The organism is Alkalihalobacterium elongatum (assembly GCF_019024285.1).
GTDB lineage: Bacteria > Bacillota > Bacilli > Bacillales > Bacillaceae_F > Alkalihalobacterium > Alkalihalobacterium elongatum.
In genome coordinates, this window is sequence record NZ_WMKZ01000014.1 from 87795 (window position 1) to 106121 (window position 18327).

Annotated in this window: 16 protein-coding genes; 4 read left to right on the plus strand and 12 right to left on the minus strand. The window is 36.7% G+C overall.

Translation table 11 applies throughout. From position 1 onward, the window contains the following. The first annotated feature begins 333 nt into the window (after nucleotides 1–333). Together GKP30_RS14490 and GKP30_RS14495 are read left to right on the plus strand one after the other, a co-directional pair. A complete protein-coding gene (locus GKP30_RS14490) occupies nucleotides 334–1455 on the plus strand; it encodes a M14 family zinc carboxypeptidase (RefSeq protein WP_216830161.1) in 1122 nt (373 codons plus the stop codon). A 253-nt stretch (nucleotides 1456–1708) separates the two neighbouring features. Continuing rightward, nucleotides 1709–3139, plus strand: coding sequence for a L,D-transpeptidase (locus tag GKP30_RS14495; protein ID WP_328703166.1), 1431 nt, complete (start codon nucleotides 1709–1711; stop codon nucleotides 3137–3139). 127 nt (nucleotides 3140–3266) lie between these two features. Here the strand turns inward: GKP30_RS14495 and GKP30_RS14500 are convergent, their stop codons facing one another. The 3 genes from GKP30_RS14500 to GKP30_RS14510 all read right to left on the minus strand — a co-directional run bounded on the left by GKP30_RS14500 (nucleotide 3267) and on the right by GKP30_RS14510 (nucleotide 6404). Beyond that, complete coding sequence (locus GKP30_RS14500; protein ID WP_236035103.1) at nucleotides 3267–4382, minus strand: metallophosphoesterase; 1116 nt, start codon at nucleotides 4380–4382, stop codon at nucleotides 3267–3269. Nucleotides 4383–4812: 430 nt separating this feature from the next. Further along, nucleotides 4813–5631 carry an NAD-dependent epimerase/dehydratase family protein gene (locus GKP30_RS14505; protein WP_216830162.1) on the minus strand — a complete coding sequence of 273 codons (819 nt, stop codon included), beginning with the start codon at nucleotides 5629–5631 and terminating at the stop codon, nucleotides 4813–4815. Nucleotides 5632–5798: 167 nt separating this feature from the next. Then, entirely contained in the window at nucleotides 5799–6404 is a 606-nt protein-coding gene (locus GKP30_RS14510) for a prolyl hydroxylase family protein (RefSeq protein ID WP_216830163.1), read from the minus strand. Nucleotides 6405–6958: 554 nt separating this feature from the next. Here GKP30_RS14510 and GKP30_RS14515 point away from each other — a divergent pair. Next, a complete protein-coding gene (locus tag GKP30_RS14515) occupies nucleotides 6959–7564 on the plus strand; it encodes a hypothetical protein (RefSeq protein ID WP_216830164.1) in 606 nt (201 codons plus the stop codon). A gap of 141 nt (nucleotides 7565–7705) precedes the next feature. Beyond that, nucleotides 7706–8134, plus strand: a complete 429-nt coding sequence (locus tag GKP30_RS14520; protein ID WP_216830165.1) for a VOC family protein — start codon at nucleotides 7706–7708, stop codon at nucleotides 8132–8134. 149 nt (nucleotides 8135–8283) lie between these two features. On the opposite strand, the gene rlmH is transcribed toward GKP30_RS14520, so the two are convergent. From rlmH to GKP30_RS14565, 9 genes are all read right to left on the minus strand, one after another. Beyond that, nucleotides 8284–8763 (minus strand): 23S rRNA (pseudouridine(1915)-N(3))-methyltransferase RlmH, encoded by a 480-nt coding sequence (gene rlmH, locus GKP30_RS14525; RefSeq protein ID WP_216830166.1) that lies wholly within the window; start codon nucleotides 8761–8763, stop codon nucleotides 8284–8286. Between the two features lie 69 nt (nucleotides 8764–8832). Next, complete coding sequence (locus GKP30_RS14530) at nucleotides 8833–8994, minus strand: CxxH/CxxC protein (protein WP_216830167.1); 162 nt, start codon at nucleotides 8992–8994, stop codon at nucleotides 8833–8835. A gap of 167 nt (nucleotides 8995–9161) precedes the next feature. Then, nucleotides 9162–10379 carry a S1C family serine protease gene (locus GKP30_RS14535; RefSeq protein ID WP_216830168.1) on the minus strand — a complete coding sequence of 406 codons (1218 nt, stop codon included), beginning with the start codon at nucleotides 10377–10379 and terminating at the stop codon, nucleotides 9162–9164. 338 nt (nucleotides 10380–10717) lie between these two features. Beyond that, nucleotides 10718–11512 carry an MBL fold metallo-hydrolase gene (locus GKP30_RS14540; RefSeq protein WP_216830169.1) on the minus strand — a complete coding sequence of 265 codons (795 nt, stop codon included), beginning with the start codon at nucleotides 11510–11512 and terminating at the stop codon, nucleotides 10718–10720. Nucleotides 11513–11544: 32 nt separating this feature from the next. After that, entirely contained in the window at nucleotides 11545–12315 is a 771-nt protein-coding gene (locus GKP30_RS14545) for a two-component system regulatory protein YycI (protein ID WP_216830170.1), read from the minus strand. Next, a complete protein-coding gene (locus tag GKP30_RS14550) occupies nucleotides 12302–13642 on the minus strand; it encodes a YycH family regulatory protein (RefSeq protein ID WP_216830171.1) in 1341 nt (446 codons plus the stop codon). The genes GKP30_RS14545 and GKP30_RS14550 overlap by 14 nt, the downstream gene beginning before the upstream one ends. After that, nucleotides 13635–15464 carry a cell wall metabolism sensor histidine kinase WalK gene (walK, locus tag GKP30_RS14555; RefSeq protein WP_216830172.1) on the minus strand — a complete coding sequence of 610 codons (1830 nt, stop codon included), beginning with the start codon at nucleotides 15462–15464 and terminating at the stop codon, nucleotides 13635–13637. The genes GKP30_RS14550 and walK overlap by 8 nt, the downstream gene beginning before the upstream one ends. Before the next feature lie 2 nt (nucleotides 15465–15466). Continuing rightward, the gene (gene yycF, locus GKP30_RS14560; protein ID WP_216830173.1) at nucleotides 15467–16171 is read right to left on the minus strand and encodes a response regulator YycF; all 705 of its coding nucleotides are present in this window, start codon (nucleotides 16169–16171) and stop codon (nucleotides 15467–15469) included. A gap of 344 nt (nucleotides 16172–16515) precedes the next feature. Then, nucleotides 16516–18024, minus strand: a complete 1509-nt coding sequence (locus tag GKP30_RS14565) for a peptidoglycan DD-metalloendopeptidase family protein (protein ID WP_216830174.1) — start codon at nucleotides 18022–18024, stop codon at nucleotides 16516–16518. Nucleotides 18025–18327 lie beyond the last annotated feature (303 nt).

An 18327-nucleotide genomic window follows, 5' to 3' on the forward strand; every position in this document is an offset into this window, starting at 1 on the left:
ACTAGACCTATTTACTCATTTTCTATTATTTACCTTAGATAAAAGCGAGTAAAAAAGCTAGTTTGCCTCTATTTTTGTCTGAATTTTCAGTATTTTGTAGGTATATATAATTAACCGAACTTTCTGTAAATAAAACCCTTTGGTAACCTACAGGAACAAATACCCGCATAATTGATATTTCCTACTTCTCCTCTAAGAAATAATGACTTTTTGGGGATATTTTCCTCCTCCTATATTAGATTATAATTTTTACCAATAGAATTGAGGCGGTGATTGCTAGATTTCACCACAACGATTCTTACATATTAAAAAATTATATAGGGGGTAATTGTTTTGCGAAAAGCGCTTATTTTTTTAGTGAGCATCTGTTTGTTACTATCTGTCTTTTCTTCTTCGGCATTTGCCAAGCAAAATCATCCATCTACTGAAGGAAATACGAATATCTCTAGTATCATAACGTATGATGACATGATTAAAGAGTTGAAAGCCCTTGAAAAAAGAAGTAAAGGTGAGCTAGAAGTATTTACGTTAGATGAATTAGGTTATGAGTATAGTCAAAGTGAACAAGGCCGTGACTTATACGTCGCTAAAATTGGAAATGGTCCTGAAAAGGTGTGGATCCAAAGCCGAATTCACGGAGATGAGCCATACGGAACCGAAGCTTCATTGCACTTGCTTCAAATGTATATTAGCAATCAATCATCCCAATACCGTCAAGTATTAGAAGAACTTACGCTTTATATCATCCCGATGTATAATCCTGATGGAAGTGAAATGAATATCCGTCATACCGTATTAAGTGATAGCGGCACTAGAGTAGACTTGAACCGTGACTGGGCTACAGGTGCATTTCAAGCCGTTGAGTCTAAAGCTTGGTACAGTTACTGGACAGATGTAAAGCCAGATTACGGAATTGACATTCACCATCAAGGCTTAAAAACAGATTCACAAACAGGTGAGGCTATTACGATGTCGCTTGGTATTTCATTAGCTCCAGGCGGACCGACTCTACCAAACCTTAAAGACGGCTTATATGAAGACATTACACGCCAAATGCAAGTATACGTGTATGATGCTTTAAAAGATTATGGATTTATTAATATTGACCGTTACACAACGGGCAGCAGTAGAAATGGCTTCACTGAAATTGATATTCATGGTGGCGTTGTTTCAGCTATGATGCTTGGTCTAAACTATAATAACTTAAACGAAGACAATTATAGTCACCCAGCTATTTTCTTTGAAACATCTGGAAATACGCGTGAAGGGAATTTAGGACAACGGGCTCGCGGCCATAATATTCGCCAAAATGCATTAGGTATTCAAGAACTAATCTATGGATTAGCATCAAAAGAAGTATTCGAAGTTGACGCTGAACGATGGAATGAGATTCCTCGACCAGACATCATTGGCTACCAAACTGATCATTCTGGCTTTGTCCCTGTTGGATATTAATTTCAAATACCACTTTAATGAAAAGGTACCTCACTGAGGTACCTTTTTATCGTCAGATGGCCTTCTTTCCGATAAAGTAATCGAACAACAGAAATAAATCTAATGTGCAAAAAAACAATAAAAATTTCTCAAACTTACAAAAAGTTACAAAATATACCCCTTTCTATCTAGTAAAATAATAATAAAAGATTATAATAAAAGTAGGATAAAAGATTATAACGTCTAAGAACGTCGAAGGCCTGGGGGGATACACGTGGGGTATGCTGTAGAACAATCTGTTGAGAAAAATAATCTACCACTGAAAAGACCAATTAAGTGGTATAAAAAGTGGAAGTATATTCTATCAATTATTATTTTTACTATTGCCATTATATTGGCCGCCTTGATCTACTATCAAAATACACATTTTAATTCAAATATTACAATTAATGGCATAGAAGTAAATGGGCTAACAGCTTCTCAGGCGCTAGAAAAACTACAAACATCTACATTAAAAAACGAAATCTATGTTGGGGACCAACTCATTTTAGATGGAACAGAAACAAAGATGGTATTTACAGATAGTGACTTACCTGAAATCAAAGGAATATTAAAAAAGCAATCAACCTTTTTCCCTTCTACAGAAGCTAAAACTTACTCTTTAGTACCGAGCAAACTAGATGAATATCGTCATGGAGATCTAAGAACAGAGCTAGAACAAACACTCATCGACATGAATGATCAATTGATAGCTCCTGTAAATGCCCAAGCCATTTTAGAAGATGGAGAAATTATTGTTTCTGAAAGTATCGATGGTGAGCAGTATGATGTCTTTAGTATATTAGATCAATTCGACAATCACGATTATACGAGTGAAATCTATTTAGAGCCTATCTATTTAGAACCGATCAAGGAAGATAGTGAGCTTGTACAAAATCAAGTGAATAAGCTGCAAGACTTTCTTCAGCATACTATCGATTATAAGGTAGAAGATCAAGTTTATTCCTTAAAAGCTAGTGATGTTATTATAAGTGCCTCTGTATCAGAAGATATGGATGTTATCATAAACGCACATACGATTCAGGACAAAGTAGCTGAAATTAACGATTCTCAATCAACATTAGGAAAAGATTTTACCTTTAAGACGCATTCAGGGTCAGTTATATCCATTAAAGGACAAGGTTATGGTTGGGCACTTAATGTTAAAGAAGAAACAACCATACTTCAAGAAGCTTTTGAAACAGGTGAGACAGCGATTTCCGCTTCTAATATTTACGGAAATGGCTGGAGCGGTGAAGGCTATGGCTACGGTGTTACGGCAAACAACGGCATCGGTCATACTTATGCCGAAGTGTCCATTGCAGAACAGCGTATGTGGATTTATAGAGAAGGAGAGCTAGTCTTAACCACCCATGTAGTTACTGGTGATCGTAGTAAAAATCAAGATACATTACGAGGAGTGTGGTACATCCTCTTTAAACGGACACCATACACACTTACTAGTGATAGTTACGCAATTGACGTAGATTATTGGGCGCCATTTACTAACAGCGGACAAGGCTTCCACGACGCAGACTGGAGAAGTAACTGGTCAAGCACTGCCTACCATAATCAAGGATCAAATGGCTGCGTTAACGTACCTCCTAGTGTCATGAAAAAAGTGTACGATAATTTACGGGTCTACGATCCAGTTGTTATCTATTAATGAAAGAAACCAGGAAATCACCGCTGATTTCCTGGTTTTTTAGGTTGAGTTTTAATTAATAAAAGTAAATCTTCCTTGTGAACGTAAGACCAGTAGGCAAGTAAAAGTCCACCGTACCCAATGTTATCTATAGCCCAAACGTTATCTCAATTTGTACAAGTTCTGATCGAGTACCGATACGAATAGGTGGTCCCCAAAACCCGAATCCAGAGGACACAATGGAATGTATCTGACCTTTTTGTAGATGGCCCCAATCGTTTTCATAAATCCGTTGAGTAATTAAATGGCCAGGAAAGACTTGGCCAAGATGTGTATGACCAGAGAGCATTAGGTCAATTCCTTGCTGTTCGGCAATCTGTAAATCATAAGGCTGGTGATCCATTAAAATAACGGTTTTTGTTAGGTCAATCCCTTCAGTTAAATCAGCGATCTCTTCACGTTGGGCGTCTCTGCGATCTCTTCTCCCGACTAAAAGGATATTCTCATTAACTAGTATTACTTCATCGTACAATACCCGTAAATTGCCTCTCTCTAGTGTTTCAATTAACTCATCCGTTGGGCCATCGTGCTTGTCATGGTTTCCGAGTGAGACATATACACCTAAAGGAGCAACGATTTCAGCTAAGATTTCATCAATGCCTTGATTAATAAACTGATTGATTTGATCATCAACAATGTCACCTGGCAACAAGACGATATCTGGTTCAAGCTTATTAATATTTTTCACCATCTTCTTCGCCTGATCTTTACCAAAAAGAAGCCCAAAATGCATATCTGAAGCCATGACAATATTCAGGTGCTCCATGGTTGGGTTTTCTTTCATAATACGAACATCGTAGGTTTGTACAGTAGGGCTGTAGGCATTGTACATTCCATACCCAACTAATAAAAAGACTAGCCCAACAATAACCATTCCAGGCCATTTATCGAGATGTTCCTTTGGCACTTGAGTTTTACGTAAGAACCAGACACTCAATTGCACAAGCGGCAAGAGAAGCACCAATAAATAGAATATCGCCATCCAGACCGAGCCGACAAAATATAAAATAACATTCTCAAACAATCTGCCCGTTATAAACGAAGTCGCAACCACCGTCAACACAACAATGTACAGGACTTTTATTTTCCATGATAAGCTATTTTGTACCCTTGACCTCATCCATCCCCAGCCACTCTGGCCAATATAGAAGACGAGAATGCCATACAGTAACAGAAAAAACAGTCCAAAAAGAAGCAAAATCATAATCCCCAATCCATTAGGAAATGTTAAATTCTAACATTATGTTGTGCAGTTGCGTTGGAATTTAGTCAACTAATCTAGCTGATAGCTATCACTTCACGCGATGATTAATGAAAAAAAGTAACATAATCTTTATCTATGTTTACCTGGCATAAATCTCCAATTGTTGCGTAAGGGAATATCCGAAATGAGTGTCTAAACCAATACTTTTATCGTTATGGTAACGTTAATTGTTCTTCAAATAAAATTACGTATTTATTTTTGGTACGGTTCACTGTAATCGTAACTCTATTATCTATATTGCTCGCCTATTCATATAATTTAGAGTTAGTTAATTCACTCTTTTAATGCAAAAATAAAAGGAACAGCATAAAAAGTGTCCCTCACTTAGCAAAAGTAATTTTTCAGTTAACGCATTATTCTCTTTTATAATCTAACTTTCGACTATAGTTCCACCCCGAGTATATTCTTTTAGAAATGAGCCAAAGTTTTGTTTAGGCAGATATCCAAGTTCCTTCTTTTCTCGACTTAAATCATAAATTTGGATAGTGTTTGGGTATTTCATATTATGTTTTTTTATAATTCTTTTAGCACCTGGATAAACTTTGTTCCATATTTCAATTGGATATAGGGGATACTTTCTAATATCCTCCATACTAAAAGGATCTTCTCTTATGATGTTGTATATTCCAAATTTTTGTTTACAGTGTACTGCCAAATTCACAGACTCAATTACATCACGACGATCAACTCCCCAATTAAGTAGTTTTTCCCCATAATCTCTAAGCGTTATCGTAGGTACAAAATCATCAGGACGAAGAATTATCACTTCTAATCCGTGGGTTTTATGAAAGTACTTGCAAAGTTCCTCCCCCATAATCTTCGTGTAAGAATAAACAGATGTTCTTTTTCGGTATACATCCATGCTTGATATCCAAATAACTTTGCGAACTTGATTTCGGATAGCTGATTGAAACATTTCAAAAGTTCCAGTCATATTCAAGTTGAAAAAATCCCGTTCACTTCGCTTACTAGTGTAATACCCGTGTAAGGCGGCAGTATGAACAATGGTATCAACCCCCTCTGATGCTCTATCAAGTGCCCCTGGTTTACTGACATCTGCTTGATAAAATTCCATATTAGTATTAATAGAAACAATATCAGATAAAATGAGTTGATGCCTCGATTTTAACAAACCTGTTACACCCGAACCTAAATTACCACCTGCACCTGTAATTAGGATTTTATCCATATTTTCTCCCTTAATAACAAGTTTTTGTCCTTTATTATTCTTTCCTCCATCCCCTACGAATTTCGGTCTTATAGTTATCAATAATCTACTTTTTTGCATAATTAATTGGCGTTAGAAAAAAGACAGTCCTACACATACAATCTACTATAAGAAACTTTCATTTTTATTCAATATTGTGGCTTTTCTCGAAACCATAAGGTGGTAATCCATTTCTCCCCCGCCTTTAACGAGCGAGACCCATGCCTTGCAAGTGAAAAGAGACGATTTGTTTTTGTATTGAAATTTTCAAAAACCAATAAGTTTCCTTGAAACGGGGAAACTTCAAGAGAAAGGTCAGGAAAAAAAGTTTCTCCTCCAGCATTTACAGTATTCAAATACAGAATGGCTGTATAGATCCGGTGTCCTCCTTTAAGTAAGTTCTCTCTCCCTAGTTTGCTAGAAACATTAAAGGAATCAAAATGTGCATCAAACTTACCACCAGGTTGATACCTAACAACTTGCAGCTTTTCAGCATGGTTTAGCGGTTGTCCAACAATGGAGGCAATTCGCTCACATACTTGTTGAACATTTTCGTTAAAATCATGGTCGAACCAAGCTTGTTCTGACTTCCTTGCGTTGGAGAGTATTTTTTTCGAGTATCCAGAGACAGCTGAAGGTTGAAGTCTCCCTGTGGCTAAATCTATCAACTCTTGACATTCTTTCTCGTTTGCTACATTTTCATAATAAGCTACAAAGGGGCTTTTATCATGGTAAATAATAGCGGGCTTCTTCATTATATTCACCTCTTTAACTGTAAATAATCTGTCCTATACACTATGTAATCGAAGTATGTAGTGTTCATTTATTTTCGAATTATTGATGCCCAAACCTCCCTTAACCCCAATAAAAAAGAGAGCAGTATAATTACTACTCTCTTGGTCGGTATACCGTTCAACACTAATTGGCAGATCCTTCGAATTTGGGCCAGCCTCGTCAACTTTCAATATATACTTCTTACTTGTAAAAGCTGTCTCTCTTTTATTAGAACATCTTAGGTTATGTAAATTATCTTGCTTTAAAAGAAGTAACTGTTTTTGATTTTTTCGCTACATGGGCAAATTTCTTTAATAGTTTTTTATCAATTCCCTCAAGACTACTTTTCTTTTCTTTTCCTTTAGAAGCCATACATTTCTCTCCCATCTAGTTTTACTGCTAGTATATTTAATTAGTTTATACAAGATCTTATTCTTTTAAACGTTCTACCAATATCCTCTCTCGAATAGACTAGCAATATAATCTATTAATATAAGATAATTATCCACGTTAATTTAGAAAGTAGGGAAATACTATGAGTAAAACCTATACGGATAAAAGAATATATACGATATATGAAGAGGAACTTAATGAACTAACATATAATCCTACAGGGCTTTTAGACAAAGCTCTCCATAATCTAGCGCGAAAGTTTGCTCCTACCATTGACCTTAAATATACGATTTCTGTTCCAGTTTCAGAGTTTCTCCGAGGAGAGCTATTTTGTGAAGATGTTTCTGAATTAATTGATAAACCATTTACCCAAACAAATCTAATCAGCATTCTTTTAGATGATTTTCTATATCAGACTAAACATAGCAAAAACCCTTACGAATTATACCGAATGTTACACTCTGGAATTAAACAGCCCATCGAAATCCACCATTATAGAGGAGAAAGTGAAGTAGTACATATCAATAAAGAGGTACAAAGAAAAAAGGTAATAGACTGTACAATTAAACGAAAAAAAGCGTTAAGACTTGAGGTATTTCTAAGTGATTTAGCAAGTTTAGAACCAGAATTGACATTTAGTGTAGACGATGTAATAGAATTGTTATACCGTGATTTTATCCAGCAATTCAAAAAGGGAAATTTATCGAATGTAATGGAGTGCATTTTAAAAAGATTAGCTTCTTCTTAAACTTTAAAGTAGTATCATAGAATATAAATAAGAGCCCCTAATCTAAAGGAAGCTCTAATAATTAATACTGTAATAATACCATTCATAGAGTGCACTATTATAAACGTTATAAGTGAGAATTTCATTTTAAGGGGGAAGATTATGTTTAAAGTAGGTAGTATATTCATTCCAGTTACAGACATTGAAAAATCTACAGATTGGTATGTTAAATTTCTTGGTGTAAAGAAAATAGATAGTTGGGAGGGCGGTGCTGGCCTTTATTTGCCAACTGGGTCAACACAATTAGCCTTGGTGAAAGTTGAATCTCCGCAACCCACTGAGTTTATTATAAAAGGTGATCAGAAGAATTCCTATTTTAATTTTGTTGTTGATGATATTGAAACTGCTCATCAACATTTTAAAAACAACGGCATAGTTACAACCGAAATCGACGATTTTGGTGGGATGAAATTTTTTGATTTCTTTGACTTAGATGGTAACCCATTTAGTGCCGTTAATGAAGTTGATGGTTCCCCTTACCACTCAGATAATGTAAGAGAAATGCAAGAAAGAGATAAAAAGAATATATAAATATTATTGATAAAAAAGAATTACCATTCAAATAAAACTGGTAATTCCTTTTTTCTAACCAATAGAAGAATTTTATATTCATATGTACTTCTTTAAAGTAATTTAAACATTTACTCTGTTTATAACTATTTCCACCCTTTGTTTTACCACTATTTATGATAAGGTTCCCCCCGATTAATCCGAAAAGCACGATACACCTGCTCGACTAAGATCAGCCGCATAAGCTGGTGAGGAAAAGTCATCTTAGAAAACGAGAGCTGCGCATTTGCTCGCTTTAATACCTCATCACTCAATCCTAACGATCCGCCGATAATAAATGCAATTTTACTTTTTCCATAGGTCGCAAGCTTGTCCATTTCGGCAGCTAGTTGCTCGGATGACATTTGCTTTCCTTGAATAGCGAGTGCAATGACATGAGCATCTGGGTGAACCTTCGCCAGTATTTTTTCGCCTTCTTTTTGCTTGATTTGTTCCATTTCGGTTTCGCTTAATTGCTCTGGTGCTTTTTCGTCTGGAACTTCAATGATTTCGATCTTGGCATAGGCACCTAAGCGTTTGACATACTCGTTTATCCCCATTGTTAAATATTTCTCTTTTAGCTTGCCAACGGTCACAATTGAGATATTCACAGGTCTTCTCTCCTTACACTAAAAAAGTTATCCACATAAGTTATCCACATATCAACACACTTGTTCGCCTTAATCGGTAATACTGTATGTAGGATGCTCTTCACAGAAGGAACAAGTTGTGGATAATTTTTGTTCATCTGATAAAATTTCCATGTTTGGTGCTGCCTCACATTCATCAATAATATGTTCCATCGCTAGGTCAACGTGCTCTTCACAAGAAAAATACTTCATTTTTGTAACTCCCTTCACATCCGTTCTCTACTTTCGGCCTTTTATTATAACATACCCTGAACGTCTTATCGTTACTTGTAAGGATCGATTTAATTATTAGCTTGTGGATAACTGTTATAAAAGAAAAAATGCAAAGAAGAATGATCTCCTTTGCATTTATCCACAGATTAAAAGCTTTGTTGTTCTGCTAACTGAAGTAATGTTGTTTGTTTTTTACCTTCACGATAATAGGTCACTTCAATCTCGTCACCAATTCTCGTTTTCGAGTATAAGTATTTTCGTAAATCGTGACTATTTTCAATTTCTGTACCATCGATATCGACGATCACATCGTATTCTTTTAGTCCTGCTCGTTCAGCTGGCGACATTGGCGATACACTTGTAATAAATGCACCTGCCTTCACTTCTGCTGGCAGCTTCAATGTTTCTTGCCAGTGGTACCCTGGGATTTCAGAAAGTGAACGAATGCCAACTCCCATTTGCGGTCGTTGTACCTCACCAAAACGCTCAAGATCATTGATGACAGGAACGGCGACGGCTGTAGGAATAGCAAAACCAATTCCTTCTACAGCACTTTGGTTAATCTTCATCGAGTTAATTCCAATAACCTGTCCTTTAATATTAATAAGTGCTCCTCCACTGTTTCCTGGGTTAATTGCTGCGTCTGTTTGTAAAACTTCTGCATGCCAATCAACTTGGCCATTTCCAGTTAAATCAACGGGGATACTTCTTTCTTTCGCACTTATAATTCCTTGGGTAACTGAACTAGAAAATCGTAGACCTAATGGATTTCCAATCGCAATCGCGGGTTCACCTGCACGCAATGTTTCAGAGTTTCCAAATTCAGCAACAGTAGTGACCCCTTCGTCAGAGATTTCTAAAACAGCTAAGTCAGTAATCACATCTGCTCCCAGTAGCTTCGCTTCGACTCGCGTCCCGTCTGCTAAACTAACTTCAATTTGTCTCGCTCCATCTATTACGTGGTGATTGGTTACAACAAATGCTTTTCCATTTGCTTTTTTATAAATAACACCTGAACCCGTTCCTTCATTTAGATCCTCTGACCAAAAGTTCGATTGTTGAAGATTGATAACCCCAACTACGGCATCTGATACTTTTTCGACTGCATCGGTAATGTCGGTATTAACCGATACATTTACGACCTGCTCTAGACCATCAGGTGTTCTTTCAATGACTTCGTCAACGGGGGCACCAGCCCGTTCAACCTCATATGGGAGAAGTCCCATCTGCGAGAGAAATGGAAGCGAGAAAAGAACCATTAATCCCCCTACAACAGCACCAATAAACGCTGACAGACCTAGTCCTCTTCCATTTCTTCGGTTCTGTCTCGTTTCAGTAGAATAGTGTTCATCATAATAACCCATGTCTGCCACCACCCTTATCTATAAATCAAAATAAATTGCTTTTGATTTTATTATATAAGCCATGAGTAAAAAGTCTACATCCGTCGTGTACTTTTGAATATTTCACACACTATCCACTAGATTTCCCAAAATTACGAACAAAAAACGCATTTTACAAGGCATTACAGCTATAACTTTGCTTTTTTTAAGGCTGTTTTCTTTGTTTCTTGGAACCATTTCAGAGACATTAGTCATCGCATAATAAACAAAAAAGGAGCGAGACAAAAATGCCTCTACTCCTTTTATCATTCTGCTCAAAAATTCCGACTACGACTATTAGTATTTTGCTAGTTTTCCTATTAAACGGCTGTAAGTTGTGTCGGTTTATCTGGGTCTGTATCATATAGATTAAACTTATGGCCATGGCCACAATCTCGTTCATCTAAAATTTGACTAACTGTCATTCTTGCTAGGTCTTTCATATTATTATCCTTACTTAAATGAGCTAAATAGACACGTGATGTTCTCTCGCCGACGACATCGGCTAAAGCATAGGCAGCATCCTCATTGGAGACGTGACCGACATCACTTAAAATACGTCGCTTAACGCTCCATGGATAGCGTCCCATACGAAGCATATTAATATCATGATTGGACTCGAAAATATAGGCGTCCGCATTTTTAATCGTGCCCTTAATCCGTTCACTCACATAGCCCATGTCCGTTGCGAGCACTAGCTTTTTTCCTGAATGGTGAAACACGTAAAACATCGGCTCCGCAGCATCATGTGACACACCGAATGATTCTACTTCGAGGTCTCCAAACTGTTTTACTTCTTCACGTTCAAAATGAAATTTTTGTTCTGCTGATATCGTTCCTAAGTCTTTCTCCATTGCTTGCCATGTCTTTGCATTTGCATAAATAGGAAGATCATACTTTCTTGCGAGTATCCCGACACCCTTTATATGATCACTATGCTCATGAGTAACAAGAATGGCATCTAATTCTTTCGGGTTGCACCCAATATTTTTTAATAGCTCGTCCATTTTTTTACCACTTAATCCAGCATCAATGAGGATCCGCTGGTTTTCAGTCGCTACATAGAGTGCATTCCCAGAGCTTCCACTCGCTAGGACACTGTATTGCAAAGTCATATTATCACTCCAGTTATCTCATCCAATTCTATTTAAAATACATCCTGTACCGAACCATCAATCGCATTCACTAAGTAATCTTTACCATCAACTGATATTCTCCACATTGGAGCAAACACTTGAATATCACCAAGTTGTTTAAAGAAACTATAGTAGCCGAAGTCGACTTGAGTAATGATCTGGTTTGCACTAATTAATTGCTCATTTAATAAACGTTCAATGGCTTTTAAACCCGAGAGAAATTCTTGCTCTCTCCCAGATTCATCGACCTCATATAACATTTGCTGATAAGCAACAATCTCATCCTGATCATTTAATTGAAGAATTAGTGGTGCCTCGTCAAAAGAATACATGACTTTATCACCGTATTGTTGCATAAAAAGCAGTTGGTTACGATCGTCCTCTATTCGACTTAATTCATACATATCTCCATTTAAGACAAAGTCATTTAGAAAACCTTGTACTTGATCGTTAATGGATTCTTTCTCGATCGGAAACGGCTCCTCAAGTCTTGAAATAATGGTTGTTTCATTTAAAAACGTAATCTCTTGCTTCTTCAACCCACTAACCATATCTTCAGTTATCTGTATATTTTTACCGACTATCAATAGACCCGATTCTAATTCCTCATCTACGTTATCCTCAATAGTGACATTCATCTCGTTCAAACGCTCTTGGAGTGTCGCTTCAATGATTAAATTGATTTGATTGTGATGATTAAGCTCCCGTAATTGATAAAAAAGAAAGCCATTCAAAAGAATAAAAGTGATGATAAAAATCGTTTTCGCTCTACTCCAATCCATGATCGTCTCCCTCACGTTCCTTTGAGTCCTCAAACGATACTTTTTGCCACATATTATCATAGTAAATATACCAATGGGGCTCTATGGTTACGAATGCATTCCATTTCTTCATTTCATAGCCAATCGTTATAGCTTCTAATCGAGTTTGATCGAAAAACTCTCGTTGTTCTAGTTTTTCAATTACTTCATAACCTGAAGGTAAGTCAACCGACGTTCTGGCATATTCTATTGGTTGTTGATCAAGGTCAAATAGAGGTCTTACATATCTCGATGTTTGATTACCTGTACGATGTACATGTAAGTTCATAACATCGTACCCGCCCATAGATATAACTGGATAGCCATTTAACCTTAAACGGAATTTCGCTTCTTCCTTGCCCTCATTTGAAACCCACTCGGATAGAATGTATTGATCGGTCCATCCACCATGTCCATTAATAAAATCGATACTACTTAAAATAACATTTCTACTGCCTCGTTCAGGATTTTCACTATACACTGGGTTAATATAATCCATGAAATTTCCACTATTGATTATATTTATTAAACGATGTCCATCTGTATAAGACTCTTCACCGTTCGCCTGACTAAAGTACTTCACTGAGAACGGATCATTAAAAAGCAATTGTTTAAAAACATCCACTGACACAGGGGTAATTGTATACGAAATGGTTTCAACATTTATAGCATTTTCAGGCAAGTAAAGCCAATTTCGCCATTGCCCCATCTCTTCACCGATCGGATAATCAAACGCTTTGATATATTGATTAGCTTTTGCCACGTAGTGATCTTCAAAGTCAGTTGTTGAAAAGGATGTTTCAATATCTAAAAATCTTTGTTCTTTACTTGAAAGCACACGAAGATGAACTTTATTTGTTTCATGATTGGAGTAGACGAGTATCCGATTAATATGATTAATTGGCATAATAAAGTCATCTTCGACATTGGCAAACATCGTTAAAAATAAATCACCTGGAATCGGTCCTGGAAATACAAGCTCAATCGCTTCTTCTAAAACTTGACTCATCGTCAAATTCGACATCAACGAGACATCTTCTATTCGACTAGATAGCCACTGATCATGAAATTCAACAAAAAGCTTTTCCGAATTATTTAACAGAAAATGCTCACCATTGACATGGAATACAATTTGTTCTGGCACAACCACTTCGGATAAATTTCTTTCTTCATTTAAATTGGGATTGTTCACATAATCTGTATCTTTTAGTAACGCATAATTAGGTTGGAAAGTCCAAATCTGCCAAGTGAGAACGAGACTGAGCAAAACAAGAAACGTTAATGTCGCAGATTTAATGTTCTCAAACATAACTGGACTCTCCTTTCTTAAAGGTTGAATACGGTAATGTAAAGTGGATCGTTGTACCTTCACCATACTCACTTTCTACCCATATTTCCCCTCGATGTGCGTGAACAAGTTCTTTTGCAATGGCTAAACCTAGGCCTGTTCCACCGATATTTCTTGCCCTTGCTTTATCTACACGATAAAAACGATCAAATATTTTTAGCTGGCTTTCACGAGGAATACCAACACCTTGGTCCGTTATACTTAAGCGTAAATTATTTCCTTGATGAAGCAACTGAACCGAAATCGTTCCTCCATCGGGTGAGTATTTCATTGCGTTGGAAATAATGTTATCAATGACTTGGGTAATCTTATCTTTATCAATACTTACAAACATTTGCTCCTTCGGTATAGTACGTACAAAATGTATGTTTTTGTCCCGAACCATCATATCAAATCGATCCACTATATTATGAAGGAAAAAGTTGAAGTCAACTTCTTCAAATGTAAATTGATAATCTTTACTGTCCATTTTCGATAATTGTAATAAGTCATTAACTAAGCGGATCATACGTTCCGTTTCGTTTTGAGTAACATTTAAAAACTTAGACGCTAATTCTATATCTTGAATCGCTCCATCTTCTAGAGCTTCTAAATAGCTTTTCATCGTCGTCAACGGTGTTCTTAACTCATGTGACACATTCGCAACAAACTCACGTCGTTCTTGCTCAATCTTCTCGCGTTCTGTTACATCATGAAGAACCGTAATAATTCCTGTTACTGGGCCATTCTCTTTTTGGATAACAGAAAAGCTTGCTTGTATTAAAAAGTCTTGCTCCTCTGTACTAAAATCAAGTAAGATCGACTCACTAAAATCGTCTAACTCATTCGCTGCAAATGTCTCGGACAACCTTAAAACTTCAGGAAGCGGTTGAGAATAAGCCTCTTCACTCGTCGTTTCGAGTAATTGTTCTGCTCTTTGATTCATTAAGATAATATTGCCGTGTTGATCGGTCGCAATTACACCATCTGTCATATGAGAAAGGACCGAACTGAGTTTTTTCTTTTCTCGATCGGTTGATGCGTTGGCTTCCTTCAACTTTAAAGTTAAATCATTAAACGACATGGCTAACTGTCCGATTTCATCTCGTCCATAGACTTGAACCTGTCTAGTAAAGTCTCCTTCTCCCATCCGTTTGGCCTGCTTCTTCATTTCAATAATCGGTCTCGTAATCGTTCTTGCAATTAAGATAACGAGTATCGCTGTAATCACAACCGCTATGACCGTACCTTTAGCTAGAATGTTATTAATCTGGTTAATTTGGTCATAGATTTCCTCCATGGAGGCTTCAATATAAATAGCACCGATTGTTTCAAAATCAGATTTTACAGGCATTCCAATCACACGCATACGATGCCCTGTTTCTGGATCCCGTAAAAAAGCACCATCTTTTGAGCCTAGCAGGGCACGCTTTACTCGCACTTCGGTACTTTGCTGTCCAACGATATGACGATTCTGTGCTTTCGAAGTAGCTAATACGACTTTATTCATATCTACTACTTGTGCTTCAGAGTTTTCTATAGGGAAAAACTCTCTTAATAACACATTAATATCCCTAGTAAGGGAAGTATTATCATCTCTAGGCTTTACCAATTCTTGTTCAATACTATAGGCAAGAAGATTCGCTCGATCATCGAGCATTTCAGTATAGTTATTGACTAGTTGGTCTTCTAATTGCCGGATAAAATAAACTCCTGTAATTTGAATGGCAATAAAAATCAACAAAACATAAATAATAATTAATTTAAATTGAATCGATTTAAAAAAACCGACCTTGTTATCCATTATTAATTCTCCTGACTAGGATGACGTAAATAATATCCGACTCCTCTACGTGTAATAATCCAAGCTGGATAACTAGGATTATCTTCAACTTTTTCACGAAGTCGTCTAACCGTAACATCTACCGTTCTTACATCCCCAAAATAATCATAACCCCACACAGCTTGAAGCAAGTGTTCCCTTGTCATAACCTGTCCAAGGTGATTAGCTAAATAATGAATCAATTCAAACTCGCGATGAGTTAACTCAATCTCTTCACCACGACGCTTCACAAGGTAAGCATCTGGCTTAATAACAAGGTCCCCAACAACGATCTCTTTCATTTGGTTCTGTTCTTCAGGTTTTATACTATGGCGTCTTAAATTGGCCTTTACGCGAGCTATAAGCTCACGTGTGCTAAATGGTTTCGTTACATAATCATCAGCACCCAATTCAAGACCTAAAACTTTATCAATTTCAGAGTCCTTTGCCGTTAACATAATAATTGGCATATCATGACTCTTACGAATTTCTCGACATACTTCCATTCCATCTTTATATGGCAACATAATATCAAGTAAAATTAAATCAGGAACTTCTTTAAGAGCTAATTCAATTGCTTCATTTCCATCATGTGCACACATTACGTGATAGCCTTCTTTTTCTAAGCTGAACTTTAAAATATCTGCAATTGGCTTCTCATCATCTACTACAAGAATGCGGTTATCCATTCTAATCGCCCCTAACCTAGTATACGTTTTACTTATCTTCATATTTTAACATATTACTGAATAACAAAAGTAGATATATAGCTTATGACCATTACTTCCCTGATAGAAAAGCGGAAGCGACCGTTTAGCGGCGTAAGGACTGGAGCTCCTCCGTATGAGATAAAGGATACACGGCGATCGGCAGTGAGCCGATGTTGACTTATCGTAAGGAGGAGAGCGAAGTCCACTAGACGCTGGGCGCTGCAGCTAGACATAGAAAAGCGGAAGGTGCCTGGTTACATCTTACCTTTACCTTCTCTATAAAAAAACAGAAGCTGACCTATTAGTCAGCCTCCGTGTACCTTTTAACGATTTAAGTAGTCCATTGGGTTTTGAAGTTTTCCATTTTGGTATACTTCAAAATGAAGGTGTATGCCAGTGGAATTTCCTGTGGTTCCCATAATTCCGATTTTTTGACCCTTAGCTACAGTCTGACCTACTCTAACATCAATGGATTCTAAATGTGCATACAACGTTTCAATTCCATTATTATGGTTAATTCGAATGGTATTACCGTATCCGCCTTGCCATCCTGCTGATATGACTGTCCCGTTATCTGCAGATAGTATATTGTAATTACTTGGACGTGCAATATCAATTCCTTTATGGAATCGGCCCCAGCGATTTCCTTGATAACTAGAAATATAACCGCCAACAGCTGGCCAGCCTAAACTTCCTGTTCCACGCGAAGTAGATTGCTTTGTGCCTCGAACGACAACCTTATTAACTGCTTCTTCTACAACTTCTTCATCAACTACTTGGCGCTTAATCGTTTGCCCATTTTGCTCGGTAATTTCATAGCTGACAATTCTCTTCCCCGGTTTACCTTCTTGTACGACTTTTGAATCTCCCTTCCACATCGACGAATCTTCTCGAGTCTCTGTTTGGAAAGTGATTTCTTCCTCTATTAATGATAGCTTCTCTACTAAAACTGTAACGATTGGCTTGTAGGCCGTTACATTAACTTTTTGTCCAATCTGTAATAGTGTATCCTCTGTAATATCAGAATTAAGACTAAGAAGTTCTTTTGTAGACAATTGATGATCACTTGCAATAGAACCAAGAACATCACCAGGTGAAACTGTATATTTCTCCTCGGTTAGCGTTCCTAGTTTTAACATTTTGATGGCTTCATCGACTGATAAAAGTTCACTAGGTTCTGCTAGTTCAAACTCAAAATCTGGCTCTTTTGACAAAGTAACGTTCTTAATTATTGTTTCTCCGATGTTTGGTTCTTCTATTGTGTCTTCTTTTTCCTTACGTTCCTCAAATGACTTCCAATCATCTTCGGAAATATATTGCAGCTTAAATTCATTGATTACTTGTTTAGCTGTTTCTTCTTCCTCAACGAATAATTTTACTTCTTCGTCAAACTTTATAGCTACAGCTTCAGCTTTAACTGTTAAAAGCTCATCTAATTTTTCAAGTGTTTGTTCAGCTCTTGTTCTAGCTTGAAATACTCGTTCAGGAAATAGTTCAACATTTTGACCAATAACTAGATTAAGTGATTTATATTGTTTGCTGTATTCTTTGATTTTGTTCTCTGCTAGTTTCTCATAATCTTGAACATCATCAATTGAACCAATTCTCTCTCCATCAACATATACGTGGAAAATGGTATCTAACGGTGAATGATTAGTTTCATTTGCTAATATAGTAGGGCCAGTTAGTAATACAGCTGAGCACGTAGCGACACTCACCACCAGTTTTGCATTATGTATAGATGTATGTATAAAACTCTTACACTTTTCTACTATTCTATTGTGCCTAGTTTTCTTAGTATGTTTGGCACTTTTCGAGTTAAACCAATTCATAAGGATCCTCCCAATACTACCTTTACAAGAAAAATTACTCTTTTAGACAATCTTTTACAACTTTCATCATTTTAGCATAAGTACTAAAAAATGTGTCAGATTATTTAAAAATGAAAAGATTATGTAATCTATTTGTTATATAACTACATAAATTTGGGCAAAAAAAAATAACACCTTCTAGTAGGTGTATTTGTTATTTTAACTGATTATGAATTTTTAATATAACAAATGGTGCCGGCGAGAGGACTTGAACCCCCAACCTACTGATTACAAGTCAGTTGCTCTACCAATTGAGCTACACCG